At 74.1% G+C, this 26,464-nt stretch carries 29 protein-coding genes; 12 read left to right on the top strand and 17 right to left on the bottom strand.

Features of this window, described 5'->3' with window-relative positions; genetic code table 11:
* Both RBJ77_RS02005 and RBJ77_RS02000 read right to left on the bottom strand, forming a co-directional pair.
* A partial coding sequence (locus tag RBJ77_RS02005) for a M48 family metalloprotease (protein ID WP_372343385.1) occupies nt 1–664 on the bottom strand: 664 nt, incomplete at its 3' end.
* 8 nt (nt 665–672) lie between these two features.
* Nucleotides 673–1,044 carry a BlaI/MecI/CopY family transcriptional regulator gene (locus tag RBJ77_RS02000; RefSeq protein WP_372343377.1) on the bottom strand — a complete coding sequence of 124 codons (372 nt, stop codon included), beginning with the start codon at nt 1,042–1,044 and terminating at the stop codon, nt 673–675.
* A 93-nt stretch (nt 1,045–1,137) separates the two neighbouring features.
* On the opposite strand from RBJ77_RS02000, the gene RBJ77_RS01995 reads away from it, so the two are divergent.
* The 11 genes from RBJ77_RS01995 (at nt 1,138) to RBJ77_RS01945 (ending at nt 10,370) form a co-directional block, all read left to right on the top strand.
* On the top strand, nt 1,138–1,812 hold the full coding sequence (locus RBJ77_RS01995; RefSeq protein ID WP_372343376.1) for a DedA family protein: 675 nt from the start codon (nt 1,138–1,140) through the stop codon (nt 1,810–1,812).
* A complete protein-coding gene (locus RBJ77_RS01990) occupies nt 1,809–2,423 on the top strand; it encodes a phosphatase PAP2 family protein (RefSeq protein WP_372343375.1) in 615 nt (204 codons plus the stop codon). The genes RBJ77_RS01995 and RBJ77_RS01990 overlap by 4 nt, the downstream gene beginning before the upstream one ends.
* Before the next feature lies 1 nt (nt 2,424).
* A complete protein-coding gene (locus tag RBJ77_RS01985; protein ID WP_372343374.1) occupies nt 2,425–3,171 on the top strand; it encodes a phosphatase PAP2 family protein in 747 nt (248 codons plus the stop codon).
* Entirely contained in the window at nt 3,125–3,787 is a 663-nt protein-coding gene (locus RBJ77_RS01980) for a response regulator transcription factor (protein ID WP_372343373.1), read from the top strand. The genes RBJ77_RS01985 and RBJ77_RS01980 overlap by 47 nt, the downstream gene beginning before the upstream one ends.
* On the top strand, nt 3,784–5,172 hold the full coding sequence (locus RBJ77_RS01975; protein WP_372343372.1) for a sensor histidine kinase: 1,389 nt from the start codon (nt 3,784–3,786) through the stop codon (nt 5,170–5,172). Before RBJ77_RS01980 ends, RBJ77_RS01975 begins: the two co-directional genes overlap by 4 nt.
* Nucleotides 5,169–5,420 carry a hypothetical protein gene (locus RBJ77_RS01970; protein WP_372343371.1) on the top strand — a complete coding sequence of 84 codons (252 nt, stop codon included), beginning with the start codon at nt 5,169–5,171 and terminating at the stop codon, nt 5,418–5,420. The genes RBJ77_RS01975 and RBJ77_RS01970 overlap by 4 nt, the downstream gene beginning before the upstream one ends.
* A gap of 64 nt (nt 5,421–5,484) precedes the next feature.
* Nucleotides 5,485–6,618, top strand: a complete 1,134-nt coding sequence (locus tag RBJ77_RS01965; protein ID WP_372343370.1) for a sodium-dependent transporter — start codon at nt 5,485–5,487, stop codon at nt 6,616–6,618.
* Complete coding sequence (locus RBJ77_RS01960) at nt 6,615–7,106, top strand: NUDIX domain-containing protein (protein WP_372343369.1); 492 nt, start codon at nt 6,615–6,617, stop codon at nt 7,104–7,106. Before RBJ77_RS01965 ends, RBJ77_RS01960 begins: the two co-directional genes overlap by 4 nt.
* A 139-nt stretch (nt 7,107–7,245) precedes the next feature.
* Complete coding sequence (locus RBJ77_RS01955) at nt 7,246–8,193, top strand: nucleoside hydrolase (RefSeq protein WP_372343368.1); 948 nt, start codon at nt 7,246–7,248, stop codon at nt 8,191–8,193.
* A complete protein-coding gene (locus tag RBJ77_RS01950) occupies nt 8,190–9,632 on the top strand; it encodes an MFS transporter (RefSeq protein WP_372343367.1) in 1,443 nt (480 codons plus the stop codon). Before RBJ77_RS01955 ends, RBJ77_RS01950 begins: the two co-directional genes overlap by 4 nt.
* Before the next feature lie 15 nt (nt 9,633–9,647).
* Nucleotides 9,648–10,370 carry an NAD-dependent deacetylase gene (locus RBJ77_RS01945; RefSeq protein WP_372343366.1) on the top strand — a complete coding sequence of 241 codons (723 nt, stop codon included), beginning with the start codon at nt 9,648–9,650 and terminating at the stop codon, nt 10,368–10,370.
* Between the two features lie 21 nt (nt 10,371–10,391).
* Here RBJ77_RS01945 and RBJ77_RS01940 read toward each other — a convergent pair whose 3' ends face one another.
* From RBJ77_RS01940 to RBJ77_RS01920, 5 genes are all read right to left on the bottom strand, one after another.
* Nucleotides 10,392–10,874, bottom strand: a complete 483-nt coding sequence (locus tag RBJ77_RS01940; RefSeq protein ID WP_372343384.1) for a methylated-DNA--[protein]-cysteine S-methyltransferase — start codon at nt 10,872–10,874, stop codon at nt 10,392–10,394.
* Nucleotides 10,875–10,958: 84 nt separating this feature from the next.
* Nucleotides 10,959–12,428 carry an AlkA N-terminal domain-containing protein gene (locus RBJ77_RS01935; protein ID WP_372343383.1) on the bottom strand — a complete coding sequence of 490 codons (1,470 nt, stop codon included), beginning with the start codon at nt 12,426–12,428 and terminating at the stop codon, nt 10,959–10,961.
* 162 nt (nt 12,429–12,590) lie between these two features.
* The gene (locus RBJ77_RS01930; RefSeq protein ID WP_372343365.1) at nt 12,591–13,187 is read right to left on the bottom strand and encodes a GNAT family N-acetyltransferase; all 597 of its coding nucleotides are present in this window, start codon (nt 13,185–13,187) and stop codon (nt 12,591–12,593) included.
* 73 nt (nt 13,188–13,260) lie between these two features.
* On the bottom strand, nt 13,261–13,809 hold the full coding sequence (locus RBJ77_RS01925; RefSeq protein WP_372343364.1) for an O-acetyl-ADP-ribose deacetylase: 549 nt from the start codon (nt 13,807–13,809) through the stop codon (nt 13,261–13,263).
* Nucleotides 13,806–15,215, bottom strand: a complete 1,410-nt coding sequence (locus RBJ77_RS01920) for a phytoene desaturase family protein (RefSeq protein WP_372343363.1) — start codon at nt 15,213–15,215, stop codon at nt 13,806–13,808. Before RBJ77_RS01920 ends, RBJ77_RS01925 begins: the two co-directional genes overlap by 4 nt.
* A gap of 190 nt (nt 15,216–15,405) precedes the next feature.
* Between RBJ77_RS01920 and RBJ77_RS01915 the strand changes: the two genes are divergently transcribed.
* A complete protein-coding gene (locus RBJ77_RS01915) occupies nt 15,406–16,047 on the top strand; it encodes a hypothetical protein (RefSeq protein WP_372343362.1) in 642 nt (213 codons plus the stop codon).
* Here RBJ77_RS01915 and RBJ77_RS01910 read toward each other — a convergent pair.
* From RBJ77_RS01910 to RBJ77_RS01865, 10 genes are all read right to left on the bottom strand, one after another.
* Nucleotides 16,004–16,867 carry an inositol monophosphatase gene (locus RBJ77_RS01910; RefSeq protein WP_372343361.1) on the bottom strand — a complete coding sequence of 288 codons (864 nt, stop codon included), beginning with the start codon at nt 16,865–16,867 and terminating at the stop codon, nt 16,004–16,006. The two genes, RBJ77_RS01915 and RBJ77_RS01910, sit on opposite strands and share 44 nt — an antisense overlap.
* A gap of 95 nt (nt 16,868–16,962) precedes the next feature.
* On the bottom strand, nt 16,963–18,813 hold the full coding sequence (locus tag RBJ77_RS01905) for a gamma-glutamyltransferase family protein (protein ID WP_372343360.1): 1,851 nt from the start codon (nt 18,811–18,813) through the stop codon (nt 16,963–16,965).
* An 8-nt stretch (nt 18,814–18,821) separates the two neighbouring features.
* The gene (locus RBJ77_RS01900) at nt 18,822–19,850 is read right to left on the bottom strand and encodes an ABC transporter ATP-binding protein (RefSeq protein WP_372343359.1); all 1,029 of its coding nucleotides are present in this window, start codon (nt 19,848–19,850) and stop codon (nt 18,822–18,824) included.
* Nucleotides 19,847–20,857: an ABC transporter ATP-binding protein gene (locus RBJ77_RS01895; protein WP_372343358.1), complete on the bottom strand. Its 1,011-nt coding sequence runs from the start codon at nt 20,855–20,857 to the stop codon at nt 19,847–19,849. Before RBJ77_RS01895 ends, RBJ77_RS01900 begins: the two co-directional genes overlap by 4 nt.
* Nucleotides 20,854–21,675, bottom strand: coding sequence for an ABC transporter permease (locus RBJ77_RS01890; RefSeq protein WP_372343382.1), 822 nt, complete (start codon nt 21,673–21,675; stop codon nt 20,854–20,856). The genes RBJ77_RS01895 and RBJ77_RS01890 overlap by 4 nt, the downstream gene beginning before the upstream one ends.
* A gap of 50 nt (nt 21,676–21,725) precedes the next feature.
* Nucleotides 21,726–22,679, bottom strand: coding sequence for an ABC transporter permease (locus RBJ77_RS01885; RefSeq protein WP_372343381.1), 954 nt, complete (start codon nt 22,677–22,679; stop codon nt 21,726–21,728).
* A gap of 50 nt (nt 22,680–22,729) precedes the next feature.
* Entirely contained in the window at nt 22,730–24,298 is a 1,569-nt protein-coding gene (locus RBJ77_RS01880) for an ABC transporter substrate-binding protein (RefSeq protein WP_372343357.1), read from the bottom strand.
* A gap of 345 nt (nt 24,299–24,643) precedes the next feature.
* Nucleotides 24,644–25,048 (bottom strand): cold shock domain-containing protein, encoded by a 405-nt coding sequence (locus RBJ77_RS01875; RefSeq protein ID WP_255967169.1) that lies wholly within the window; start codon nt 25,046–25,048, stop codon nt 24,644–24,646.
* Between the two features lie 75 nt (nt 25,049–25,123).
* Complete coding sequence (locus tag RBJ77_RS01870) at nt 25,124–25,798, bottom strand: DUF4232 domain-containing protein (RefSeq protein ID WP_372343356.1); 675 nt, start codon at nt 25,796–25,798, stop codon at nt 25,124–25,126.
* Between the two features lie 9 nt (nt 25,799–25,807).
* Nucleotides 25,808–26,434, bottom strand: a complete 627-nt coding sequence (locus RBJ77_RS01865; protein WP_372343380.1) for a response regulator — start codon at nt 26,432–26,434, stop codon at nt 25,808–25,810.
* Nucleotides 26,435–26,464 lie beyond the last annotated feature (30 nt).

The following is a 26,464-nucleotide window of genomic DNA, read 5'->3' as shown; positions in this document are numbered from 1 at the left end:
GCCCGCGGTCGCCGACGGCGCGGGCGGCGTCCTCGTCGGCGGCGCGCTCGGCGGCGAACCGGATGTCGGCCCGTACGGCGCGCAGGGCGGGATGGCAGTGCGCGGCGAGTTCGGCGATGCCCAGGAAGTAGTGGTGGCCCGCCCGGTTGTGGGCGCGCTCGTGGGCGAAGAGGGCCTCGCGCTCGGCGGCGCCGAGGCTGCGCAGCATCGCGGTCGTGACGACGATGCGGTGCGGCCGGCCGGGCAGCGCGTACGCGTCGGGGTGCGGGGACTCGACGACGCACAGGTCGCCCGCGGCGGGGCGCCGGCCCGCCTGGGTGCGGGCGGTGCGGAACGCGCCGAACTGCCGCAGCGCGGAGCGGCCGAGCGTGCAGGCGCTGAGCGCGAGCGCCCCGGTCGCCAGCGCGGCGGCGGGCAGCACGAGCAGGTCGGAGGGGGTGCGCAGCGGGTGGATCAGTTCGCCGAGCGCGGCGAACAGCGGCAGCTTGAGGAGCCCCGTCAGGACGAGGGCGCCCAGTGCCGCGGCGCACGACCCGGCGAGCGCGAGCGCGCACCCGGTGAGGACCCACAGCGCGCGGGCGGGCGCGAGCCGGTCCAGGGCGCGCCGGGCGAGCGGCGGCGCCGCGAACGGCAGCGCCAGCGGCACCAGGAGCAGGGCGAGCAGCAGGACGGTCACCGTTCGTCGGCCTCCAGGAGGCGGCGCAGCACCTCTTCGTCGCCGGGGTCGAGCTGCGCCACGAAGCGGGCCAGTACGGTCTCGCGGTCGGTGTCGCGGTCCAGTTCGGTGTGCATCCGGCGGGCGGTCAGGCCCGCCGCGTCCTGCACGGGGAAGTAGGCGTAGCCGCGGCCCTGACGCGCCCGGTCGACGATCCCCTTCTCGAAGAGCCGGGTCAGGATCGTGGTCACGGTCGTGCGGGCCAGGCCGGAGGCGAGCTCGCCCTGCACCTGGCCGGGTGTGAGCGGCGCGTCCGCGGCCCACAGGGCGGCCATCACGGCGGCTTCCAGCTCGCCGGCCGGCCGGCGTTCGTCCATCGCGTCGGTCATGGGAACGATCCTCACCCCGCTATCGTCTACAGTGCAGTAGACCGTCTACAGGATTGTAGTCACCAGCTTCTGCCGAGGCGAAGGATCCCGCCGATGACCGCACCCCTTGCCCTCCCCCCATCGTCGCAGCTCGCCGTGAACGTGCTCGACGCCCAGTCCCTCCTGACCGCGTTCGGGGTGCTGGGCGTCGGTGTGGTGCTGTTCGCCGAGACGGGGCTGCTGATCGGCTTCTTCCTGCCCGGCGACTCGCTGCTGTTCACGGCGGGGCTGCTGTGCACCGGCGGGGCGGGGCGCGGCGTGCACCTCTCGCTCGGCCCGCTCCTCGCCGCCGCCGCCGTCGGCGCGCTCGCGGGCGCGCAGTGCGGCTTCGTGCTGGGGCGCAGGGCGGGCGGCGCGCTGCTGGCCCGCAGCGGGTCGCGGCGGCTCCAGGAAGGAGCGCGGCGCGCCGAGGAGCTGCTCGGGCGGTACGGGCACGCGAAGGCGATCGTCCTGGCGCGGTTCGTGCCGGTGGTGCGCACGGTGCTCAACCCGCTCGCCGGGGCGCTGGGGGTGCCCGCGCGGACGTTCACGCTCTGGCAGGTCGCGGGCGGTCTGGTCTGGAGCCTCGGACTGACCCTGGCCGGGTACGCGCTGGGCTCCTCGATCCCGGACGTGGACCGCTACCTGCTGCCCCTGGTCGCGGTGATCGTCGCCCTGTCGCTGCTCCCGCTCGCCGCCGAACTGCTGCGCTCGCGCCGCAGCGCCAAGATCGAGGAGGCCCGCGGATGACGTCCCTCACCCCTCTCGCCCTCGACGGCTCGCCGGTCGACGGAGCCGCCTACCGGGACGTGACGCGCCTGGCCGCGCACGCGCCCGGCTGGCTCGACGACGCGGTGTCCGCCTGGTCTGCGTACGGGCTCACGGTGTTCGCCGCGCTGATGGTCGTGGCCTGGTGGCGGGCGCGGCGGTCCGGGCCCACGGCCGCGCTCGCCGCGCTGGCGGTACCGGTGGTGGTCGTGGTGGCGTACGCGCTGAACGACGTACTGAAGCTGCTGGTGCGCGAGGACCGGCCGTGCCGGAGCCTGCACGTCGCCACGCTGGAGGCGTGCCCGGCGCCCGGCGACTGGTCCTTCCCCAGCAACCACGCGGCGATCGCCGCCGCGGCGACGGTGGCGCTGCTGTTCGTGTCCCGGCGGCTCGGGGCCGTCGCCGTGCCGGCGGCGTGTGCGATGGGGGCGTCCCGGGTCTGGGTCGGCGCGCACTATCCGCACGACGTGGTGGCCGGGCTGCTGACGGGCGCCGTCGTCGGCGCGCTGCTGATGGCGGTGGTGCGCAGGTGGCCGCGGCGGCTCACCGACCGGCTCACCGTGACCCGGCTGCGCCTGCTGCTGGTGGCGTGACGTGACCGGGGGACGGACGCGCCGCGGCGACGTCGCGGACCTGGCGGGGAGCGTCGGGCTGGGCGCGTGGGCCGGGTTCGGGGTGCTGACCATGATCGTGGTCGGTGCCGACGGCACCCCGCTGGCCTGGGACGCCGCGGCGCTGTCCTGGTCCGTCGGCCACCGGTCCGCCGTCGCGGTGGCGCTGGCCCGCGGGCTCACCGCGACGGGGACGGGCGTCGTCGCGTACGGGCTGGTGGTCCTGGCCGGGCTCCTGCTCGGCCGCACCGCCCGGCACCGGCTGGCCTGGGCCGCGCTCGCCGTGGGCTGCCTCGCCGCGGGGCAGGCCGTGCGGTTCGGCCTGATGACGCTGGTGCACCGGCAGCGGCCGGCCCAGGCGGACTGGCGGACGGCCGCGTCGGGCTGGTCCTTCCCGTCCGGGCACACCACGACGGCCGCCCTGACCGCCGGGCTGCTCGTCGTCGCCCTGCTGCTGCGCGCCCCGCGCTGCCGGGCGCCGCTCGTCGTGGTGGTGGCCTGCTGGGGACTGCTGGTCGGGCTGACCCGGGTCTACCTCGGCGTGCACTGGATCTCCGACGTGCTCGGCGGCTGGCTGCTCGGCGTCGGCTGGCTGGGGCTGTGTCTGTGTGCGGCGGCCTGGTGGCTGCCGGACCGTCTCGTCGCGGGCGCGACCGGTCGCGCCCCCTTGCCGCTGGAGGACCGTGCGCCACAGGATTCTGCTGGTGGAGGACGATCACGCCCTGCGTGACGTGCTGGTGCGCGGGCTGCGCGACGAGGGCTTCGACACGGTGTGCGCGCCCGACGGCGCGACCGCGCTGCGGCTGTCCACCGACGGGGTGGCGGCCGCCGTGCTCGACGTCGGACTGCCCGACGCGGACGGCCGGGACGTGTGCCAGGCGATGCGGGCGACCGGATTCCGTTCCCCCGTCGTCTTCCTGACGGCCCATCACCGACTCGCGGACCGGCTCGCCGGGTTCGCGGCGGGCGGCGACGACTACCTGCCCAAGCCCTTCCACCTCGCCGAGCTCGCGGCCCGGCTGCGCGCCGCGCTGCGCCGGGCCGGGCCTGACACCGCGGCCGCCGCGGGGGACCTGACCCTGGACCCGGTCGCGCACCGCTGCACCGTGCACGGCCGCCCGGTCGATCTCACGCCCACCGAGTTCCGGCTGCTGGCCACGCTGCTCGCGGCGTCCGGGGACCTGGTGCGGCGCCGCGAGCTGGTCCGGGCGGGCTGGCCCGAGGGCGCCCGGGTCAGCGACAACACGCTCGACCAGTACCTGACCCGGCTGCGCCGGAAGCTGCGCGCGGCGGACAGCGCGCTGACGATCGGCACGGCGCGCGGGATCGGCCACCGCCTGTCGTGAACCGCCGCGCCTCCGCCAACCGCCTCATCAGAAAAGGCCGCTCGCCGCGCACCCTGCGCGGCCGGCTCTCCCTGGTGGCGCTCACCGCCGCCACGCTCGTGATGGTGCTGCTCACCCTCGTCTTCAACGCCGTCGCCCGCGAGCACCTGCGCCGGCAGGCCGACGACGCCCTGCGCACGCGCGCCGCGGCGGCCGCCACCACCGTGGACACCGGCCACGTCCCCGTACGCGTCCTGGAGACCGCCGACGACCAGCTCCTCGACGCGAACGTGTGGATCTACGACGGGGCCCGGCCGCTCGAACAACCCCCGTCCCCCGCACCCCGGTTGACCCGGATCGCCGCGCACCTCGCCGGGCCCGGCGGGCGGCGCTGCGTCACCGCCAGCGAGCCGGCCGGCGTCCGGCTGTGCGCCAGGACCGTGGCCCGCACCGGCGGGGCGGTCACCGTCGTCACCGCCCTCGACCTGGCGCCCTACCGGAGCTCGGCCGACACCCTGCTGCTCGGCTCGCTCGCCCTCGACGCGGTCATGCTGGGCTGCACCTACGCCGTGACGCGACTGGCCGTCGGGCGCGCGCTGCGCCCGGTGCACGCCATGACCGAGCAGGCCGCGCAGTGGAGCGCGGTGACCTCCGACGCCCGTTTCTCGGACGCCGGCCATCCGGCCGAACTCGACCGTCTCGGCGGCTCGTTGGACGCGCTCCTGGACCGGATCCGTGCGCTGCTGCGCCATGAGCGGCAGCTGACCGGGGAACTCTCGCACGAACTGCGCACCCCGCTGAGCCGGATCGTCGCGGAGGTGGACTGGCTGCGCTCCCGTCCCCGGTCGGCCGCCGAGCTCCGCACCGGCCACGCGGCGATCGACGCGGCCGCGCAGTCCATGCGCACCATCTGCGACACCCTCCTGGACGAGGCCCGCGCGACCGGTTCCGGCGGCGGCACCGCCACCGGCACCTCCGACACCCTGGAAACCCTCAGCGGCCTCACCCAACTCACGTACGCACCCGCCCACTTGAGCCTCTCGGTCGAGTTGGTGGCGGCACGCCCACCGCGAGCCGGGATCTCCCCCGCCCTCCTCGAACGCGTCGTCGGCCCGCTGCTCGCCAACGCCCTGCGCCACGCCCGCACCCGCGTCGTCGTCCGCGTCGGCGGCGAGCCGGATCGGGTCCGCATCGACGTCACCGACGACGGCCCGGGCGTACCCGCCGCGTTCACCGGGCAATTGTTCCGGCCGGGACAGCGCGCCGACCCGCACGACGGCCACCACGGCGCGGGACTCGGCCTCCCCCTCGCCCGCCGCCTGGCCCGCTCCGCCGGAGGCGACGTCACCCACGACCCCGACCACGCTCCCGGCGCCCGCTTCACGGTCACCCTGCCACCCGGTTGACCACGGCGATCCCCGGCGGGCGCTACACCGTCACCCTGCCGCCGGGCGACCCCGGCGCACCCTCGCGGGCGCTCCACCGTCACCCTGCCGACCGGCTGACCACGGACGGCCCGCAGCACCCGACCCGTCGCCACCGGCCGACCCCCGCCGCACCCGATCCGCAGCCACCCCGCCACCAGCCGACCACCGCCGCCCCCACCACGGCCGATCCACCGGCCGACCACACCGGCCCCCGCCCCCGAACCTGAACGCATCCTGACCGCCGCGCGGCATCCGGCCCGTGCCGCGGCCCACCGGTGGACGATCGCTGCCATGACCGTCCCGCCCGCCCCCGCTTCCTCCTCCGCACCCTCCGCCACGCCCTCCCCCTCCCCCTCCCCCTCCCCCGCTCCCTCCTCCTCCGATCGCCTGGCCTCCTGGCTGCGCCGACGGCTCGGGCGGGCCGTCGGGGTCGCCTATCTGCTGGCCGCGCTGCTGCCGGGGCCCGGCGTGTGGCTGCGCGGCCCGCATCCGTCCGGTCCGGGTCCGCTGCACCAACTCCCGCTGCACATCACCCCGTTGCTCCTCGGCCTGGTGCTGTACGCGGCCGGCGTCCAGGTCCCCGTACGGGCGCTCGGCCGCCTGGTACGGCGACCCCGCGCCCTGCTCGCCGGGCTCGCGCTGCACCTGGCCGCGCCGCTGCTGATCGTGCCGCTCGTCGCCTTCGTGCTGCGCCGCACACCGGACAGCGACGGCGGCAGCGGTCTGGTCACCGCGATGATCCTGATCGTGGCGATGCCGGTCGCGGCGGGCGCGACCGTGTGGACGGGCAAGGGGCAGGGGGACCAGCCGACGATGGTGGGCCTCGTGCTGGCGTCCACGCTGCTCAGTCCGCTCACCGTCCCGGTCACCGTCCGGGCGCTGACCCCGCTGCTCAGCGGCGGCTACGCGGGCAGCCTGGCCGCCGCCGGGCACGCGTCGAGCGGCGGCTTCGCGCTGAGCGGGGTGGTGCTGCCGTGCGCGGCGGGCATCGGCTGCCGGCTCGCCCTGCCCGCGTCGTGGCTGCGCCGCCTCCTCACCGGGGTCGTGCCGACGGCCCTCGCCGGTTCCCTCGTCCTGACGTACGCCAATGCCAGCGGCGCCCTGACCTCCTTCCTCGCCCACCCGCGCCCGCTGCTGCTGGCCGCCGCGCTGACGGTGGCCGGCGCGGTGTGCGCGCTGTCGTTCGCGGTGGGCCGGATCGCGGCCCGCGCCCTGCGCCTGGACGCCCCGGCCGCCTCGTCGGTGACGTTGGCGTGCGGGATGAACAACAGCAGCGCGAGCGCCGTGCTGCTCACCACGGCGCTGCCCGACAGGCCGCACCTGCTGCTGCCGGTCCTCGCGTACGGACTGTTCCAGAAGACCGCGGCGAACCGCGTCCTACGCCCACGCCCGCCCCGCGCCCCCGTCGTTAGGGTGGCCCGGTGACCACCCTTGACTACGCCACATACATAGCCGGGCTGCCCCGCGTGCTGGTCGGCGCCGCCACCCTGTTCCGGGACGGGGACGGCCGGGTCCTGCTCGTCGAGCCGAACTACCGGGAGGGCTGGGCGCTGCCCGGCGGCACCGTGGAGTCGGACGACGGGGAGACACCGCGGCAGGGCGCACGGCGCGAGACGCTGGAGGAGATCGGGCTCGACGTCGCGCCGGGCCGGCTGCTCGCCGTGGACTGGGTGCCCGGCGCGGGACGCCCGCCGCTGGTGGCGTACCTCTACGACGGCGGCGTCCTCGCCCCCGAGCAGGTGACGGCGATCAGGCTCCAGGAGGCGGAGCTGCTGTCGTGGCGGTTCGTGGCGCGGGCCGAGCTCGATGCGCACCTGCCGGGCCCGCTGGGGGGCCGGGTGGCCGCCGCGCTCGACGTGCTCGACGGCGGCAGCGGCGCGGTGGAGCTGGAGAACGGCGAACCCGTGGCCTGAACGACCCCCTCCGGTTTTCGGAGGTCCGCACAAGGCAGCACCTCCGGACTTGGTCATCTACGCGCGTTGACAACTCGTGTGGCGCCCGGTGAGCTTTGCGTGGACAGTTTTCTCCACCGGAGCAAAGGGGCTCGAACCGTTGGCCAGGAAGATCATCCTCGACTGCGACCCGGGGCACGACGACGCGATCGCGATGCTGCTCGCGCACGGCAACCCGGACGTCGACCTCGTCGCCGTGACCACCGTGGTCGGCAACCAGACCCTGGAGAAGGTGACCCGCAACGCCCTGTCCGTGGCGGCGATCGCGGGCATCACCGGCGTCCCGTTCGCGGCGGGCTGTCCGCGCCCCCTGGTCCGGGAGATCGAGACGGCGCCGGAGATCCACGGCGAGAGCGGCCTCGACGGTCCCGATCTGCCCGAGCCCGCCTTCGGACTCGACGGCCGGCACGCCGTCGACCTCATCATCGACACCGTGATGGCGCACGAGCCGGGCGAGATCACCCTCGTGCCGACGGCGGGACTGACGAACATCGCGCTGGCCGCCCGCAAGGAGCCGCGCATCGTCGAGCGGGTCCGCGAGGTCGTGCTGATGGGCGGCGGCTTCCACGAGGGCAACTGGAGCGCGGTCGCCGAGTTCAACATCGTGATCGACCCCGAGGCCGCGCACATCGTCTTCAACGAGAAGTGGCCGCTGACCATGGTCGGCCTCGACCTCACCCACCAGGCCCTGGCCACCCCCGCCGTCGAGGAACGGATCAGGGCCGTCGGCACCGAGCCGGCCCGCTTCGTCCTGGAGCTCCTCGACTTCTTCCGCGAGGCGTACCGCGAGAATCAGGGCTTCGAGCACCCGCCGGTGCACGACCCGTGCGCCGTCGCGTACGTCATCGACCCGGCCGTGATGACCGTGCGCAGGGCGCCCGTCGACATCGAGCTGCGCGGCGCGCTCACCCTCGGCATGACGGTGACCGACCTGCGCTCCCCCGCGCCCGCCGACTGCCACACCCAGGTCGCCGTCGACCTCGACCACGACCGGTTCTGGGACCTCGTCGTGGACGCCCTCGTCCGCATCGGAGACCCCGCAGCATGAACGTCGCCGCCTCCCCCCACACCCCGGCCGGCGATCCCCGCGCGGGACGCCCGGCCCGGGTCGGCGCCCTCATGGTCGCGCTGCTCGCGGCCAGCTTCGCCTTCCAGCTCAACGCCTCGATGCTCAGCCCCGCCCTGAGCACGATGGCCGAGGAGCTGCACACCACCGACTCCGCCATCGGCGTCACCCAGACGGCCTTCTTCACGGCCGCCGCGCTGTTCTCGCTGTTCCTGCCGCGCCTGGGCGACCTGATCGGCCGCCGCAGGGTGCTCACCGCGATGATGGTCCTGATGGCCGTCGGCTGCGTGGTGTCCGCGCTCGCCGGGTCCGTCGGGATGCTCGCGGTCGGCCGCGTCGTCCAGGGCGCGTCCGGGCCGACGATCCCGCTCGCGCTGATCATGCTGCGCGTCGAGGTGCCCGACCCCAAGCGGTACGGCACGCTGCTCGGCGTCGTCACGGCCGTCAACGGCGGCATCGCCGGCGTCGACTCGTTCGCGGGCGGTTCGCTCGCCGAACACCACGGCTACGCCTCGATCTTCTGGGTCATGACGGCCTTCGCCGCCCTCGCGGCGCTGCTCGTCCGGTTCTTCGCGCCCGAGTCGCGGGCCGACGAGCGGCCGCCGATGGACTGGCCGGGCGTCGCGCTCCTCGTCGTCTCCGTCGGCGCGCTGCTGATCGCGTTCAACGAGGCGGGCAAGCTCGGCGACGCGAACTGGGCACTGGCGGCCGGCCTGACCGTGCTGGCCGCGCTCGCGTTCTGGGCGTTCTGGCGGATGGAGAACCGTGCGAAGCATCCGCTGGTCACCACGCACCTGCTGAAACGGCGCGCCACCTGGTCGCTGCTGCTGTCGACGATGCTCACCATGACCGGCGTCTTCGCGATCATGAACGGGCTGCTGCCCGGCTTCGCCCAGGACACGGCGGTCGGCCTCGGGCTCGGCGCCCAGGGCGCCACCTGGTGGACGCTCACCCCGTACGCGCTCGCGGGCCTGGCCATGGGCCCCCTCGCGGGCCGTCTCGCGGCGACGTACGGCTACGGCCGCGTCCTGCGCATCGGCCTGGTCGCCACGGCCGCCGCCACGGTGCTGGCGCTGCTGACCCTGCACACCGGCTCGTCGGGCCTGCTCCTCACCTCGTCGATCCTGCTCGGCGTGACCTACGCGGGCACGGTCAACATCATGCTCAACGGTCTGGGCATCCTGCTCTCCCCGCACGAGAACCCGGGCTTCCTGCCGGGCCTGAACGCGGGCTGCTTCAACCTGGGCGCGGGGCTGAGCTTCGTCGTCCTCTACGCGGCCGTGAACGCGGTCGCCCCGTCCGACGGGTCGTCCGTCGGGGGCTACAGCGCCGGCGTCGTGGCGGGTCTCGTCCTCATCGTCGCGGCCCTGTTCGCCTCGCTGCTCATCCCGAAACCGGTGGACGCGACCGAGGCCCCCTGACCTACGGTGGGCGCCATGACCCTGGTTGCGATCCTCTCCGGCGCCGGCATCAGCACGGACTCCGGCATCCCCGACTACCGCGGTCCGAACGGGGTGTGGCGCAAGGATCCGGACGCCGAGAAGCTCGTCACGTACGAGTACTACATGAACGACCCGGAGATCCGGCGCCGCGCCTGGCAGGTGCGGCTCCGGGCGCAGACGCTGACCGCCGAGCCGAACGCGGCGCACCGTGCGATCGCCGGCCTGTCGGCGTCCGGCGTCCCGGTCCGGGTCCTCACGCAGAACGTGGACGGGCTGCACCAGCTCGCCGGGCTGCCCGCCCGCAAGGTGCTCGAACTGCACGGCTCCGCGCGGCGGTTCGTGTGCACGGAGTGCGGGGAGCACGGCGCGATGGAGGCGGCGCTGGCCCGGGTCGAGGCGGGCGAGGACGATCCCGGCTGTCCGCTCTGCGGCGGCATCCTCAAGTCGACGACGGTGATGTTCGGCGAGCGCCTCGACCCGGTGGTGCTCGCCGAGGCGGTCTCGATCACCAAGGCCTGCGAGGTGTTCCTCGCGGTCGGCTCCAGCCTCCAGGTGCAGCCCGCGGCGGGCCTGGCCGGGCTGGCCGCGGAGCACGGCGCCCGCCTGGTGGTGGTGAACGCCGAGCCGACCCCGTACGACGACGTCGCCGACGAGGTCGTGCGGGAGCCGATCGGCACGGCGCTGCCGCGCCTGCTGGGCGAACTCGCCGGAGCCTAGGGCTGTCGTCGGGCCCCGAGGCTAGAAGAGGGCCGTCCCGCGCTCGAAGTCGAGCAGGCGGCGCTTGCGGTCGAGGCCGCCGCCGTAGCCCGTGAGGTCGCCGTTCGCGCCGATCACCCGGTGACAGGGGACGATGACGCCGACCGGGTTCTTGCCGTTGGCGAGGCCGACGGCGCGGGAGGCGGCCGGATTGCCGAGGGCCTCGGCGAGTTCGCCGTAGGTGCGGGTCTCGCCGTACGGGATCTGCCGGAGCTGCGCCCAGACGGAGCGCTGGAACGGGGTGCCGGCCAGGTCGAGCGGCAGGTCGAACTCCGTCAACTCGCCCTGGAAGTAGGCGTTCAGCTGGTCGATGACGGCGCCGAAGGGACGCTCGTCGCGGGCCCCGAAGGTCTCCTCGGCGGGGCGGTGGCGCTGGTCGGTCATGTAGAGGCCGGACAGGGTCCCGCCGGTGGCGACGAGGGTGAGCGGGCCGTAGGGGCTGTCGATGACGGTGTGCTGCTTCATGTGGTGCTGCTTCATGTGGTGCTGCTTCATGTGGTGCTGCTTCGCATGTTGCTGCTTCGTGTGCTGCTTCATGTGGCGCTTCCCTTACGCGGGCAGGAAGTTGATGGGGTGGTCGTCGGTGGCCCACAGGTACTGAGTGGCGTACGCGCGCCAGGGCCGCCAGGCCGCGGCCCGCGCGGTGAGGGCCGCCGGGGTGTGGGGCAGGCCGAGCTCCTGGGCGGCCCGGCGCATGCCGAGGTCGGTGGGCAGGAAGGCGTCCGGGTCGCCGAGGGCCCGCATGGCGATGGCCTCGATGGTCCAGGGCCCGAAACCGGGCAGTTCGGCGAGCCGGGCGCGGACCTCGGCCCAGTCCGACTCGGGCCCCAGCGCCAGCTCGCCGTCGGCGAGCCGGCGGACGAGCGTGGTGAGGGTCGTGCGCCGGCTGCGCGGCAGGGCGAGGGACTCCGGGTCGAGCGAGGCGAGGGCGGCGGGGTCCGGGAAGAGGTGGGTGAGGCCGCCCTCGGGGTCGTCGACCGGTTCGCCGTGGGCGAGGACGAGACGGCCTGCGTGGGTGCGGGCGGCCGCGGTGGAGACCTGCTGGCCGAGCACGGCCCGTACGGCGAACTCGGCCTCGTCCACGGTGCGCGGCACGCGGCGGCCCGGCGCCTTGTCGACCAGGGGCGCGAGCAGCGGGTCGGTGCGCAGCTGGTCGTCGACGGCGACGGGGTCGGCGTCGAGGTCGAGCAGCCGGCGGCAGCGGCTGATGGCGACGGTCAGATCGCGCTGGTCGGTGAGGATCAGCCGGCAGCCGATGTGCTCCGTGCCCGGGGTGAGGGCCACGATGCCGTGCCCGTACGGGAGGCGCAGCGTGCGCCGGTACGCGCCGTCGCGCCACTCCTCGACGCCCGGCACGGCGGTCGCCGCGAGGTGTCCGAAGAGGTTGTCGGGGTTGAGCGGGGCGCGGAACGGCAGCCGGAGCGTGAGCGCGCCGCCGCGGGCGGTCGGGCGGCCTTTGGGCGCGCGGGTGCGCAGTTCACCGGGGGTGAGGGCGAAGACCTCGCGAACGGTGTCGTTGAAGGTGCGGATGGAGGAGAAGCCTGCGGCGAACGCGATGTCGGCCATGGGCAGCGCGGTCGTCTCGATGAGCAGGCGTGCGGTCTGGGCCCGCCCGGCGCGGGCGAGGGCGAGGGGGCCCGCGCCCAGCTCGGCGAGGAGCTGGCGCTCGACCTGCCGCTCGCTGTAGCCGAGGCGCCGGGCGAGACCCGGCACGCCGTCCCGGTCCACGACGCCGTCGCCGATCAGCCGCATCGCGCGGGCGGTGACGTCGGCGCGCCGGTTCCACTCCGGGGAGCCGGGGGTGGTGTCGGGGCGGCACCGCTTGCAGGCCCGGAATCCGGCCTGCTGGCAGGCGGCGGCGCTCGGGTGGAACACCATGTTCTCCGGCTTGGGCGGCACGACCGGGCAGCCGGGCCTGCAGTAGATGCGGGTGGTCAGGACGGCGGTGAAGAACACCCCGTCGAACCGGGTGTCCTTGGCCTGCACCGCCCGCACGCACCGCTCGGTGTCGAGGTGCATGGCGGTGGTGGGGCGGTCCGGGCCGGGAGCCGTGCCCTGAACCGTGCCGCGATCCGTGCCGTGAGCCTTTTCGGTGGACATGGCTCCAGCATCGGGCATGGTGAGCGGCACGGCTGGCGGAAATCCGACATCAACGTGGGGCCCGGGTGCCCCGGGTCGGGGTCAGGCCGCGGCCGGGCGCCACATTGTCCACAGCACCGGCCCGCCGGCCGGCACCGTCAGCTCGTCGCGGACCTTGAACCCGAAGTGCTCGTAGACCGGGACGTTGGACTCCTTGGACGACTCCAGGTACACGGGCATGCCCGCCGCGTCGGCCCGCGCGAGGCCGGAGCGCAGCAGCGCGGCTCCCTGGCCCTGCCCCTGGGCGGCCGGGTCGGCACCGATCAGCGCGAGGGACCAGTGCGGTTCGGCCGGGGTGTGGGCGGCGGCGGCCTCGACGGTCCGCCCGAACAGCGCGGCGCGGTCCCCGAGTATCGCCCGGAGCTCCTGGACGGTGTCGGCGTCGGGCACGGCCTTGGCCTGGTCCTCGGCGGGCACCCAGAACGCGGCGGCGGACGCGGTGCGCTCGCAGAGCCCGTGGTGGACGTACTGACGGCCGAAGACGGTCGTGAAGTACCGCTCCATGGACGCCTGTCGGGTCGTGGCGTCGGGGAAGAAGCAGCGCATCATCGGGTCGTCGTCGAAGGCGCGGGCGAGCAGGCTCCCGATCTCGGGGGCGTCGTCGGGCACGGCGGTACGAAGGGTGTTCGTTGTCGACATACCGGCCATTCTGCCGTTGTTGATCTTGGTCGGCGCCAGCGGGTCCCGGTGGAACCGGGTGGAACCCGGACGGCTACCCGTTCTCGGCCAGGTGCCGGGCGAACGCCTCCTCGGCCCGGTCGTCGAAGACCACGAAGCGCACCTCCTCGACCGTACCCGGCGCGGCCGAGCGCACCGTCGCCACCGCGATCCGCGCCCCGTCGTCCAGGGGCCAGCCGTAGATCCCGGTCGAGATCGCCGGGAAGGCCACGGTCCGCGCACCCAACTGGGCGGCCACGCGCAGCGATTCGCGGTAGCAGGACACCAGGAGCTCCGACCGGTCCTCCGTCGCCGACCAGCGGGGCCCCACCGTGTGGATGACGTGCCGCGCGGGCAGCCGCCCGGCGGTCGTCGCCACCGCGCGGCCCGTGGCGAGCCCCTTGCCGTAGTGCGAGGCCCGCAGCTTCCGGCACTCCGCGAGGATCTCGGGGCCGCCGCGCCGGTGGATGGCGCCGTCCACTCCCCCGCCGCCGAGCAGCGACGAGTTCGCCGCGTTCACCACGGCGTCCACCTGCTGCTCGGTGATGTCGCCGCGGACCAGGGCGAGGCGGGGAGGGGTACGGGGCTCCCTGTCGGGGTTCATGACGCGCGCAGCCTCCTCCAGACGGCCTTCGCCGCGTTGTGACCCGACATGCCGTGCACGCCGGGGCCCGGCGGGGACGACGACGAGCAGATGAAGACCGCGGGATGCGGGGTGGTGTACGGGGACAGGGACAGCTTGGGTCGCAGCAGGAGCTGGAGGCCGCTGGCCGCGCCCGCGGCGATGTCACCGCCCACGTAGTTCGCGTTGCGCGCGACCAGTTCGGGCGGGCCCGCGGTGGCGCGGGCGAGCACCAGGTCCCTGAACCCCGGGGCGAATCGCTCCAGTTGACGCTCGACGGCGTCCGTCAGGTCACCGTCCCAGCCGTTCGGGACGTGCCCGTACGCCCAGAACGTGTGCTTGCCCGCGGGTGCCCGCGTCGGGTCGGCGACGCCCGGCTGCACGGTGATCAGGAACGGCACGTCGGGCGCCCGGTCCTCCTGCGAGACGGCCCGCAGGGCGCGGCGGATGTCCGAGCCGTACGGGCCCACCTGGACGGTGCCGGCCGATCTGGCCTCCGGGGCGGTCCACGGCACGGGTCCGTCGAGCGCGTAGTCGACCTTGAAGACGGCCGCCCCGTACCGGAACCGGTCGTAGTAGCGGCCGAGGCCCGCGATCCGGGCGAGGGCGCTGGGCGAGGTGTCGAAGACGTAGGCGCGGGCGGGCGGCAGGTCGTCGAGCCGCTTCACCTCGTAGTCGGTGTGGATCGCGCCGCCGAGGTCCTTCAGGTATCCGGCGAGCGCGTCGGCGATCGCCTGGGAGCCGCCGCGGGCGACGGGCCAGCCGCGCGCGTGGGCCGCGAGGGCGAACACGAGGCCGATCGCGGACGTCGCGAAGCCGCCGAGCGGGGCGATGACGTGGGCGACCAGGCCCGAGAGCAGGGCGCGCGCCTTCTCGTCGCGGAACCGGCGCAGCAGCAGCGTCGACGGCGGCAGCCCGACGAGGCCGAACCGGGCGAGGGTGACCGGGTCGCGCGGCAGCGCCGTGCGCGGCAGCGCCATGAAGTCCCGCACGAGGTCGTCCCAGTGCGGCAGCAGCGGGTCGATGAGCCGCCGGTACGCGCCGGCGTCCCGCGGCCCGAACGACGCGGCCGTCTCGCCGACGGACCGGGACAGGACGGCGGCGGTGCCGTCCGGGAACGGGTGCGCCATCGGCAGCTCGGGATGCGCCCACCGCAGCCCGTACCGCTCCAGCGGCAGGGCGCGGAACGCCGGGGAGTTGACGCCCAGCGGGTGCGCCGCAGAGCACGGGTCGTGGCGGAACCCGGGCAGCGTCAGCTCCTCGGTGCGCGCCCCTCCGCCGACGGTGTCCTTGGCCTCGAACACGGCCACGGAGAAGCCCCTCCTGGCCAGTTCGACGGCGGCGGTCAGCCCGTTGGGCCCCGCACCCACCACGACGGCATCGAGCATCGACGGCACCTTCGGACTCCTTCGTCAGCCGGTGTCCACACTGCGCGCCCAGGATATGCCGCGGCACCGACAGCACCGGGCGGCGGGGCCCGGGGACGCCGGACGACCGTGAAGGAGGCGCGCGCCCGTCCGGCCCCCGGCGCGCACCGGCCGGGTCGGCGCCGGCCGGTGCGCGGGTAGGGTGCGCCGGATGACGCAGTGGTTCCGGAGCAGCGAGGGAGCCCTTCACCGCTGGGTGGAGGTCGGCGACGGTGGGCTCGTGCTGCGGGAGGCGCTGTTCGACGAGCGGGTCAGGCCGCCCGACCTGCTTCCCCCGTCGAAGCCCGTGCCGTGGGGCGCCGCGGTGGTGGCCGCGTCGCGGCCCGAACTCGCCCGCGTGACCTGGCGGTTCGGCACGCTGGGCGCGCGGATCTACCACAAGATCTACGGCCGGCTCACGGCGCGGACACGGCCCGCCGCGACCGTGTCCGACATCGAACCGGTGTCCCGGTCGGACTTCGCCGTGGTCTGGGGGCGGGCCCGCAGCGACCGGCAGTGCACGCGCCGGCTGGACGGTCCGCTGCCCGACGGGACGCGGGTGACGGGCACGGTCGAGGCCGTGCCGTGGGGGCCGGGCGTCACCGGGCTGTTCGTCCGGCCGGCGTCCGAGGTGCCGTTCCAGGCCTTCGTCGACATGGGGGCACTGCCCGGGGTGCCCGAGCAGTGGCCGGCGGTGGGCACGGCCGGGGAGTTCGAGGTCCTCGACGTCAGGATCGACGCCGAGTTCGAGCGGACGCCGAACATCCAGGTCAGGCTCCGCCCGACAGCACCCCTGCCACCCGCCGTGCCGTAGCCGCGTCCCGCGCCGCCGTGAACGGCAGGGCGTTGTCCCCGGTGATCGTGAAGGGCACGCCGTCGCGCGTGAGGTGGGCGCCGCCCGCCTCCTCGACCAGCAGCAGCCCGGCCGCGTGGTCCCAGGCGAGCTCCCAGCTGAAGGCGGTGGCGTCCAGGGCGCCGCGGGCGACGGCCAGGTACTCCAGGCCGGCCGAGCCGCACGGCCGCGGGGCGAATCCGTCGCTGCGCAGGCAGAGCAGGGCGCGCTTCTGGTCGTCCGTCGTGTAGTCGGGGTGCGAGGTCGCGATCCGCAGGTCGCGGTCCTGGTCGGGTGAACCGGCGTGCAGCGCCCGCCCGTTGAGCCGGGCGCCCCGGCCGCGGGCGGCCACGGCGAACTCGTCGAGCGCGGGCGCGTACGTCCAGGAGGCGAGCACGACGCCGTCCAGGGCGAGGGCGACGAGGGTGCAGAAGCCGGGGTCGCCGTGCACGAACTGGCGGGTGCCGTCGACCGGGTCGACGATCCACACCGGGGCCGCGCCCCGGATCGCCTCGTACGTCGCCGGGTCGGCGGCGACGGCCTCCTCGCCGACCACGACCGAGCCGGGCAGCAGGGCGCCCAGCTCGCGCGTGAGGTACTCCTCGGCGCGCTTGTCGGCGACGGTCACGAGGTCGTGCGGGGCGCTCTTCTCCTCGATCTCGTGGGCGGCGAGCCCACGGAAGCGGGGGGTTATCTCGGCGGCGGCCGCGGCGCGGACGATCCGCTCGACGTCGGTGAGCAGCTGGTCGGTCACGTACTGGTCCAGAAAGTCGTCGATGCTTTCCGTGATGGTTTCGATCATGGGTCCATGAGAACACGAGCCACTGACAATGCGTTCCGCTGGGGTGAACGAGAGGTGGAATCCCAGGGAAGACCGGGATTCCACCTCTCATGGGGTCAGCGGCCGACGGCGTACCCCTGCATGCCGCGCGGGTTGGCCGCGGCCGACAGGACGCCGGTGCGCGGGTCGCGGGCGACGGCGCACAGGCGGCCCTCGGACCAGGCGTCGCCGACGGTCACGTCGTGGCCGCGCCGGCGCAGCTCGGCGACGACCTCCTCGTCCATCCGCGCCTCGACGGTGACCGAACCCGGCCGCATGCCGCGCGGGAAGAAGGACCCGGGGAACGAGTCGTTGTGCCAGTTCGGGGCGTCGATCGCGCCCTGGAGGTCGAGGCCGCCGCGCACGCTGTCGCGCAGCGCCACCGCCAGGAAGAAGTGCACCTGCCACTGGTCCTGCTGGTCGCCGCCGGGCGTGCCGAACGCCAGGACGGGCACGCCGTCCTTGAGGGCGAGGGACGGGGTGAGGGTGGTGCGCGGGCGGCGGCCGGGGGCGAGCGAGTTGGGCAGGCCCTCGTCGAGCCAGGCCATCTGCAGCCGGGTGCCGAGGGGGAAGCCGAGCTCGGGCACCACCGGGTTGGACTGGAGCCAGCCGCCGGACGGGGTGGCGGCGACCATGTTGCCCCAGCGGTCGACGATGTCGAGGTGGCAGGTGTCGCCGCGGGTCAGGCCGTCCTCGCGCACGTCGGGCTCGCCCGGCACCGGGGACGCCGGGCTCTTGGCGACCGTGGGCTCGCCCGCGCCCGCGACGCCCATCGCGTCGAAGCCGGGCTCTCCCGCGGCGACCGCGCTCGCGTGCGCGCTGAGCCGCGGCTCAGCGCCGAGCGGGCTGCCGGGGCGCAGCTCGTACGACGCCTTCTCCGCGTCTATCAGGGCGCGCCGGGCGGCGTTGTACTCGGCGGACAGCAGCGCGTCCACGGGGACGCCCGCGGGGTCCGCGTCGCCGTACCAGGCCTCGCGGTCGGCCATCGCGAGCTTGCAGCCCTCGATGAGGAGGTGGACGTAGTCGGCGGACCCGTAGGCGGGCAGCTCGGGCGGGAGCAGGGCGAGCTGCTGGAGGAAGGCGGGGCCCTGGCTCCAGCCGCCGGCCTTGCACAGCGTCCAGCCGTTCCAGTCGTAGGTCGCCGGGGCCTCGTAGGTCGCCGACCAGCCGGCCAGGTCCTGCGCGGTCAGCGTGCCGGTGTGCCGCTCGCCGCTGGTGTCCATGGTGGGGCGCTGCGCCTGCCGGACGAGGGCCTCGGCGATGAAGCCCTCGCGCCAGATGCGGCGGGCCTCCTCGATCTGCGTGACGCGGTCGGCGCCCGCCGCCTCGGCCTCGTCGATCAGCCGCTTCCAGGTGGCGGCGAGCTGCGGGTTGCGCAGCAGTTCGCCGGGGCGCGGGGACCGGCCGTCGACGAGGTAGACCGCGGCGGAGGACGGCCACTCGGTCTCGAAGAGTTCGCGCACGGTCTCGACGGTCTCGCCGACGCGCTCGACGGGGGCGTGCCCGTCCTCCGCGTAGCCGATGGCGTACGCGAGGACCTGGGCGAGGGACTTCGTGCCGTGGTCCTTCAGGAGCAGCATCCACGCGTCGAAGGCGCCGGGCACGGCGGCCGCGAGGGGGCCGGTGCCGGGCACGAGGTCGAGGCCCAGCTCGTCCTTGTAGTGCGCGACGGTGGCGCCGGCGGGGGCCACGCCCTGTCCGCACAGCACGCGCACCTCGCCGCCGGCCGGGGCGAGGATCAGCGGCACCTCGCCCGCGGGCCCGTTCAGGTGCGGCTCCACGACGTGCAGGACGAAGCCCGCGGCGACGGCGGCGTCGTAGGCGTTTCCGCCGTCCTCCAGGACGGCCATCGCGGACTGGGAGGCGAGGTAGTGCGTGGAGGACACCATGCCGAAGGTGCCCTGGAGGGTCGGCCGGGTGGTGAACAAGAGGGCTCCTAGCGGGTGGCGGTGCGGGTGGTCGGGATCGTACGAGAGGGTGCCGCGGCGGCGTCGGGTGCGGTGCCGTCGTCGGCGACCAGGTGGCAGGAGACCTCGCGGCCCCCGTCCAGGGTGCGCAGGGCGGGCACCTCCGTGCGGCACCGGTCGACGGCGAGCGGGCAGCGCGTGTGGAAGCGGCAGCCGGGCGGCGGGGCGAGCGGGCTGGGCAGTTCGCCGCTCAGCACGATGCGTTCGCGGGTGCGCTGGGTGACGGGGTCGGGGACGGGGGCGGCCGACAGCAGGGCCTGGGTGTAGGGGTGCTTGGGGTCGGCGAACAGTTCGCTCGTGGGCGCCTGCTCGACGATCTGGCCCAGGTACATGACGGCGATCCGGTCCGCGAGGTACTCGACGGCCGCCAGGTCGTGCGTGATGAACAGGCAGCCGAAGCCGCGGTCGCGCTGGAGGTCGGCGAGCAGGTTGAGGACGGAGGCCTGGACGGAGACGTCGAGCGCGGACGTCGGCTCGTCGGCGACGAGGAGGGCGGGGTCCACGGAGAGCGCGCGGGCGATGGAGATGCGCTGGCGCTGGCCGCCGGAGAGTTCGTGCGGGTGCCGGTCGGCGTGCTCGGGGCGCAGCCCCACCTGGCCGAGGAGTTCGGCCACGCGCGCGCGGGCGGCCTCCCCCTTGGCGATCCCGTGCAGCTTCAGCGGTTCGGCGACGATCTCGCCGACGGTCATCCGCGGGTCGAGCGACGAGGACGGGTCCTGGAAGACCAGGTGGAAGTCCTTGCGCAGCGGCCGCAGGGCACGGCGGGACATGGTGGTGACGTCGGTGCCGTTGATGCGGACGGTGCCGCCGGTGGGTTCGTCGAGGCGGACGGCGCAGCGTCCGACGGTCGACTTGCCGCTGCCGGACTCGCCGACGAGGCCGACGACCTCGCCGTGTCCGACGGTCAGGGTGACGCCGTCGGCGGCGCGCACGGTGCCGCCCGCGCCCGCGAAGTGCCGTTCGAGGCCGGTGAGTTCCAGCGCGGGGGCGGTGCTCATGAGGCGGTCTCCTGGAGGGTGTGCGGGTGCCAGCAGGCGGCGCGGTGCGCGGCGTCGGCCCCGGCGGCACCGTTCTTGTCGGGGACGGCCCTGAAGCCGGGGCGGCCCGCGGTGCAGGTGTCGTCGGCGCGGGCGCAGCGCGGCGCGAACGTGCAGGCGTCGGGCTGGGTGTCGAGGCTCGGCACGAGACCGGGGATCTCGGGGAGGCGGTCCTTGGGGGTGCCGGGGCGGAGCACGGCGGAGAGCAGGCCGCGGGTGTACGGGTGCCTGGGTGTGGCGAACAGTTCGTCGACCGGGGCCTGTTCGACGGGGCGGCCCGCGTACATGACGAGGACGCGGTCGGCGATGTCGGCGACGACGCCCAGGTCGTGGGTGATGAGCACGATGGCGGTGCCGAGCCGTTCGCGCAGCGACTGCAGGACCTCCAGGATGCCCGCCTGGACGGTGACGTCGAGCGCGGTCGTCGGCTCGTCGGCGATCAGCACCGCCGGGTCGCAGGCCACCGCGATGGCGATCATCACGCGCTGCCGCATGCCGCCGGACAGCTGGTGCGGGTACTCGTCGACGCGCTGGGCGGGGGCCGGGATGCCCACGAGGTCGAGCAGTTCGACGGCACGCGCGCGTGCCTCCTTCTTGCTCAGTCCCTGGTGGCGGCGGAGCACCTCGCCGATCTGCCGGCCGATGGTGAGCACCGGGTTCAGGGACGTCATCGGCTCCTGGAAGATCATCGCGATGTCCTTGCCGCGGATCTTCCCGTACGTCTTGTCGTCGGCGCCGGCGAGTTCGCGCTCGCCGAGCCGGACGGAGCCGGTGATCTGCGCGGTGGGCGGCAGCAGTCCCATGACGGCCATCGAGGTGACGGACTTGCCGCAGCCCGACTCGCCCACCACGGCGAGCACCTCGCCGGCGTGCAGGTCGTAGGAGACGTGGTCGACGGCGTGCACGGTGCGGGTGTCGGACCTGAAGGAGACCGACAGGTCGCGCACGCTCAGGACTGGCTCGGTCATCGGGTCGCTCCACGGGGGTCGAGGACGTCGCGCAGGCCGTCGCCGAGCAGGTTGAACGCCAGGGTCGCGGCCACGACGGCGAGGCCGGGGAACACCGCCATCCAGGGCGCGGGCGCGAGGAAGGACTGGGCGGACGAGAGCATCACGCCGAGGGACGGCTCGGGCGGCTGCACGCCGAGGCCGAGGAAGCTGAGCAGGGCCTCGCCGATGATGGCGGCGGGGATGCCGACGGTGGCCTGCACGGTCAGCGCGGACGTCGCGTTGGGCAGGATGTGGCGGAACAGGACGGTGCCGTCCCCGCCGCCGTTGGCGACGGCCGCGGCCACGTAGTCGACGTGCTTGAGGCGGAGCGTCTCGGCGCGGGTGATGCGGATGACGGCCGGGATCTGCGAGATGCCGATGGCGATGGTCGCGTTGGTGAGCGAGGGGCCGAGCACGGCGGCGAGGCCGACGGCCAGGACCAGGAACGGGAACGCGAGCATCGTGTCGGTGACGCGGGAGACGACGCTGTCGGTGAACTTGCCGTAGTAGCCGGCGAGCAGGCCGAGCGGGACGCCGACGACGAAGGCGAGGACGACGGCGAGGACGCCGACCTGCATGGAGGCGCGCGCGCCGTAGACGACGCGGGACAGCTGGTCGCGGCCGAGGTCGTCGGTGCCCAGCCAGTGCGACCAGCCGGGCGCGGCGAGGACGTTGTCGAAGTTCGGCTGCGCCGGGTCGTAGGGCGCGACGAGCGGGGCGAACAGTGCGGCGAGCACGAAGACCACGGCGATGATGCCGCCGGTCATGGCCAGCTTGTTCCTGCGCAGGGCGCGCAGTTTGCCGCTGCGGGCCGCGCGGGCCCGGATTCCTGTGAGGGCGAGCGTGGTCACCGGGCACCTCCGAGCCGGATGCGCGGGTCGATGACCGAGTACGCCACGTCGACCAGCAGGTTGATGAAGATGTACGCGAAGGAGGTGCACAGCACCACGCCTTGCAGCGTCGCGTAGTCACGGGTGAAGACGGCGTCGATGGTGAGCTTGCCGAAGCCGGGGAGCACGAAGATCTGCTCGGTGACGACCGCGCCGGAGATCAGGTGGCCCAGTTGCAGGCCGAGGACGGTGACGACGGTGACGAGCGAGTTGCGCAGGGCGTGGCCGCCGATGACCTCGCGGCGGGACAGGCCCTTGGCGCGTGCCGTGCGGACGTAGTCGGCGGAGAGCGAGTCGAGCATCGCGGCGCGGGTCTGGCGCATCACGACGGCGGCGAGTCCGGAGCCGAGGACGATCGCGGGCAGGATCATGCGGCGCAGGTTGTCGAGCGGGTCGGTGCCGAAGGGGACGAATCCGGAGGCGGCGAAGACCGGGACGGCGATGGCGAAGGCGAGTACGAGGACGATGCCGAGCCAGAAGGTGGGGATCGACAGGCCCAGCAGGGCGAGGGCGTTGGCGATCCACTCGGCGGGCCTGCCGCGCCGCACGGCCGCGACGACACCGGCGCCGATGCCGAGGACGATCGCCAAAAGCAGGGAGAGCGCGGCGAGTTCGAGGGTGACGGGCAGCGCCTCGGCGATGGCGTCGGAGACCGGCAGGCCGGTACGGGAGGACGTGCCGAGGTCGCCCTGCAGCGCGTGCCCGATGAAACGCAGGTACTGGATCACGACGTTGTCGTCGAGCCCGTACTCGGAGCGGATCGCCGCGAGGGCCTCGGGGCTGCGCTCCTCGCCGGCGAGGGCGAGCGCCGGGTCGCCGGGCAGCGCGCGGATGCCGGCGAAGACGACGATCGAGACGAGGAAGAGCGTGATGACGGACTGCCGCACGCGGGTCAGCAAGTACTTGGCCATGGGGTGCCCGGCGAGCAACCCCCGCCTCTTGAGCGAAATCTGAGCGGTCGTCACTTGGCGTACCCCGCATCCTTCACGCGGATCAGGCCGTCGCCGTAGACGTGTACGCCCGCGACGTCCTTCCCTGCGACGACGTAGTTCTTCTGGCGGTAGAGGTAGACGAGCGCGTGGGCGTCGTTGACGCGGCGGATCAACTCGCCGTAGATCGTGGCGCGTTCACCGGCGTCGGGCTCGGTGCGGCCGCGGGCGATGAGGTCGTCGACCTTCTGGTCGGAGTAGCCGTAGGCGTTCATCGCACCCTGCGTCTGCAGGAAGCTGGCGATGTTGCCGTCGGGGTCGAGCCGTCCGGACCAGCCGCTGTTGAAGGCGTCGTAGTGGCCGTCGTCGGTCTCCTCGAGCATCGTGGCGTACTCGGTGGGGCGGAGTGTGACGGCGAAGCCCGCGTCCTTGGCCATGGCCTGGATGACCTGGCCGATGCGGCTCCACTCGGGGGTGGTCGACGTCTTCAGCTCGATGTGCAGCGGCGTCTTCACGCCCGCCGCCTTCAACAGCCGCTTGGCCTTGGCGACATCGCGCTTGGGGCACGCGGACGACTTCACGCCCGGGGCGAGCGCGGCCTCGGGGGAGATCGGCCCGCACGCGGGCTCGTACATGCCCTGGAAGACGACCTTGTTGATGAGGTCTCGGTCGATGGCCAGGTCGAAGGCCTCGCGGACGCGCACATCGCTCGCGAGCGGCGTGTCGATCTTTCCGGGCTTCTTGCCGAGGCCCTGGGTGTTGCCGACGTTGATGCCGATGCCCTGGTAGCCGAGCGAGGGCGAGTTGAAGAGCTGGAGCTTGTCGTCGGTCAGCGCGCTCTTCACGTCGACGGGCACCATCTGGTCGCCGACCTGGACGTCGCCGGAGCGCAGGTTGGCGAGGCGGACGCTGCCGTCGGGGATCGGCTTGTAGACGACCTTGTCGAGGTGCACGTCGTCCGCGTCGTAGTAGTTCTTGTCCTTGGCGAGGACGATGCGGTCGCCGCCGACGCGCTCGACGAACGTGAACGGGCCGACGCAGGAAGGGTGGTTGGTGAAGTTCTTGCCGTACTTCTTCAGCGCGGCCGGCGACATCACCATGCCGGAGCGGTCCGCGAGGACCGCGGTCAGCGGCACGTACGCCTGCTTGAGGGTGAGCCGCACGCTGTACGGGCCGGTCGCCTCGGCGTCCTTCAGCGGCGCCAGTTCGGTGGCGCGGGCGGATCCGGCGAGGTCGCGGTGGCGCAGCAGGGACGTGACGACGGCGGCCGCGTCGAGGTGCGTGCCGTCGCTGAACCGCGCGTCCTTGCGGACGTCGAAGGTGACGGTGCGGCCGTCGTCGGACACCTTCGGGAGTGCGGTCGCGAGCTGGGGCACGACCTTGCCCTTCGCGTCGACGTCGTAGAGCTTCTCGCACATGCCGGCGAAGACGGTGCGGCCCACGAGGGTCTGGGCCAGCGTCGGGTCGAGCTTGTCGGGGTCCGCGTTGAGGGCGACCGTGAGGGTGCCGCCGTCTCGTACGGGCCGGTCGTCGGTCATCCGCTCCCCGCCGACCTCGGTGGCCGAGGACTGGAGGGAGCCGCAGCCCGCCGTTGTGGACATCACCAAGGCAACTGCCGCGAGGGCAACCGCTGTTCGGCGCACGAGGACATACCTCCGCCAGGAAAAGGATCCGCAGGGACCGGTGAGGGGCCACAGGAAATCTGTGGGCGATCAAGGAATACAGCAGAACGTATTTCGCATACAGTCCGCAGGACAAGGGGGTTGTCCGGATGCCGGACGACATTCGATGAAGATTGAATAACTGGGCCCGACATAAAGGGACTCCCGGGGCAGATCGGCGCCGCGGACCGCCCGCCCGGGTCCGGGAACGCGACGGGGCCCGGACCGAGTACGACGACTCGGCCCGGGCCCCGGGCGGTTCGGACGCTCAGCGGCGGCCGCGGGTCAGCTGTCCACCCAGCCGTGCTTGCGCCCGCTCTGCACCAGCTCGCGGCGGATCGCCAGGATCTGCTCGCCGGTCAGGGAGGGGGCGGCGCGCAGCAGCAGCTCCGTGACCTCGTTCGTGAACTCGTCGACGCGCAGCACGTCGCACAGCACGTCGTCGCCGTCGGCCGCGGTGTGCCGGCCGGGCGCCGGTGCCGAGGCGCCCTCGGCGAGCTGGACCGAGGACGCCTTGGGGCCGCGGTCGCCCTCCTCGATCTCGAACTCGACCTTGAGGCCGGTGCGCAGGTACGACTCGGGGATGAGGAGGTCGTTCACGTGCAGGAACACGTCCTCACCGCCGTCGTCCGGCGCGATGAACCCATAGCCACGCGCTCCGTCGAAGCGCACCACACGACCAGCGACCACGCCGACCCCCAGCCACCACGGCGGACCCGGTGTCCGCGCCCTCAACATCTTGCTGCGGATCCTAGCGGGACGCCGTCAGCCCTTGTGCCAGGCCGTCGTACCGAGCCGGCCCGTGCTGCCGAGGTCGAGCGGCGGGTCCGGGACGACGGTCTGCGTGCCCCGTCCGAGACCGGGATCGACCGTCACCCGGTCGACCGTGACCGGCGGGTACGTCGTGTCGGCGTACGTGTTGCGCCAGACCAGGGCCGTGACGGCGCTGTCGCCCGGGCGCAGGGTGAGGCGGCGCGGGCCCGGGTCGCCCACCGCGAGGGTGACGTCCGCGGTGCCCTTCAGGACGCGCACGCCGTCGACGGGGGTGCCGTCCGACTCGGCGAGCCCCAGCCGCGGGTACCCGTACAGCTCGAACGTGCCCTCGCCGCAGTTGGTGAGGACGACGTCGAGGACGCGCAGGCCCATCGCGGGGTTGGTGAGGCCCGGCACGATCCGCATGCCGGAGTCCGGGCACGGCCCGGACGGCGTCGCCGGGCCCCTCGTGTGCGGGAGTCCGGCGCTCGGATACGCCGTGGGAGCCGGGGTCGGGCCGCGCGTGTCCAGCGTGTCGGCGTGCACGCCGCCCGGTGCCGGGTCGGCGGGCCCGGCCCCGCCCGCCGCCGTCCGCATACCGCACCCCGCCACGAGCAGCGCCGCCACGACCGCCGCCGCCGACCTGGGCACGCGCCCGCCGATCCTCTTGGTCCCCTCGGTCCCCATCCGGCGATCTTACGTACCCCGCGCGGCGACGAGCCCCGACTCGTAGGCGAACACGACGAGTTGGGCCCGGTCGCGGGCCGCGAGCTTGGTCATGGCGCGGCTGATGTGGGTCTTGGCGGTGAACGGGCTGATCACCATGTGCGCGGCGATCTCCTCGTTGGTCAGGCCGCGGGCCGCGAGCGCGGTGACCTCGCGCTCGCGCGGGGTGAGGCACTCCAGGCCGGGCGCGGTGGCCCGGTCCGGCGGCCGGGCCACGAACTCGCCGTTGAGGCGGCGGGTGACGGACGGCGACAGGAGGGCGTCGCCGCGGGCGACGACGGCGATCCCGGCGAGCAGGTCCTCCGGTTCGCTGTCCTTGAGCAGGAACCCGGACGCGCCCGCGCGCAGCGCCTCGAAGACGTACTCGTCGAGGCCGTAGTTGGTGAGGATGACGACGCGCACGCCGGCCAGGGCGGCGTCGTTCGCGATCCGCCGGGTCGCCTCGATCCCGCTGGTGCCGGGCATCTGCACGTCCATGAGCACGACGTCCGGAACGCTCGCCCGGACCAGCGCGACCCCTTCCTCCCCGTCGGACGCCTCCCCCACGACCTCGATCCCGTCCTCGGCGTCGAGCAGCGCCCGGAACCCGGCCCGCATGAGCGCCTGGTCGTCGACGAGCACGACCCG

It is taken from the genome of Streptomyces sp. KL116D (genome assembly GCF_030766975.1).
In the GTDB taxonomy this organism is placed as follows: domain Bacteria; phylum Actinomycetota; class Actinomycetes; order Streptomycetales; family Streptomycetaceae; genus Streptomyces; species Streptomyces longispororuber_A.
The sequence above is the reverse complement of the archived record's forward strand: the minus strand, read 5'-3'. Positions and strand labels throughout refer to the sequence as shown.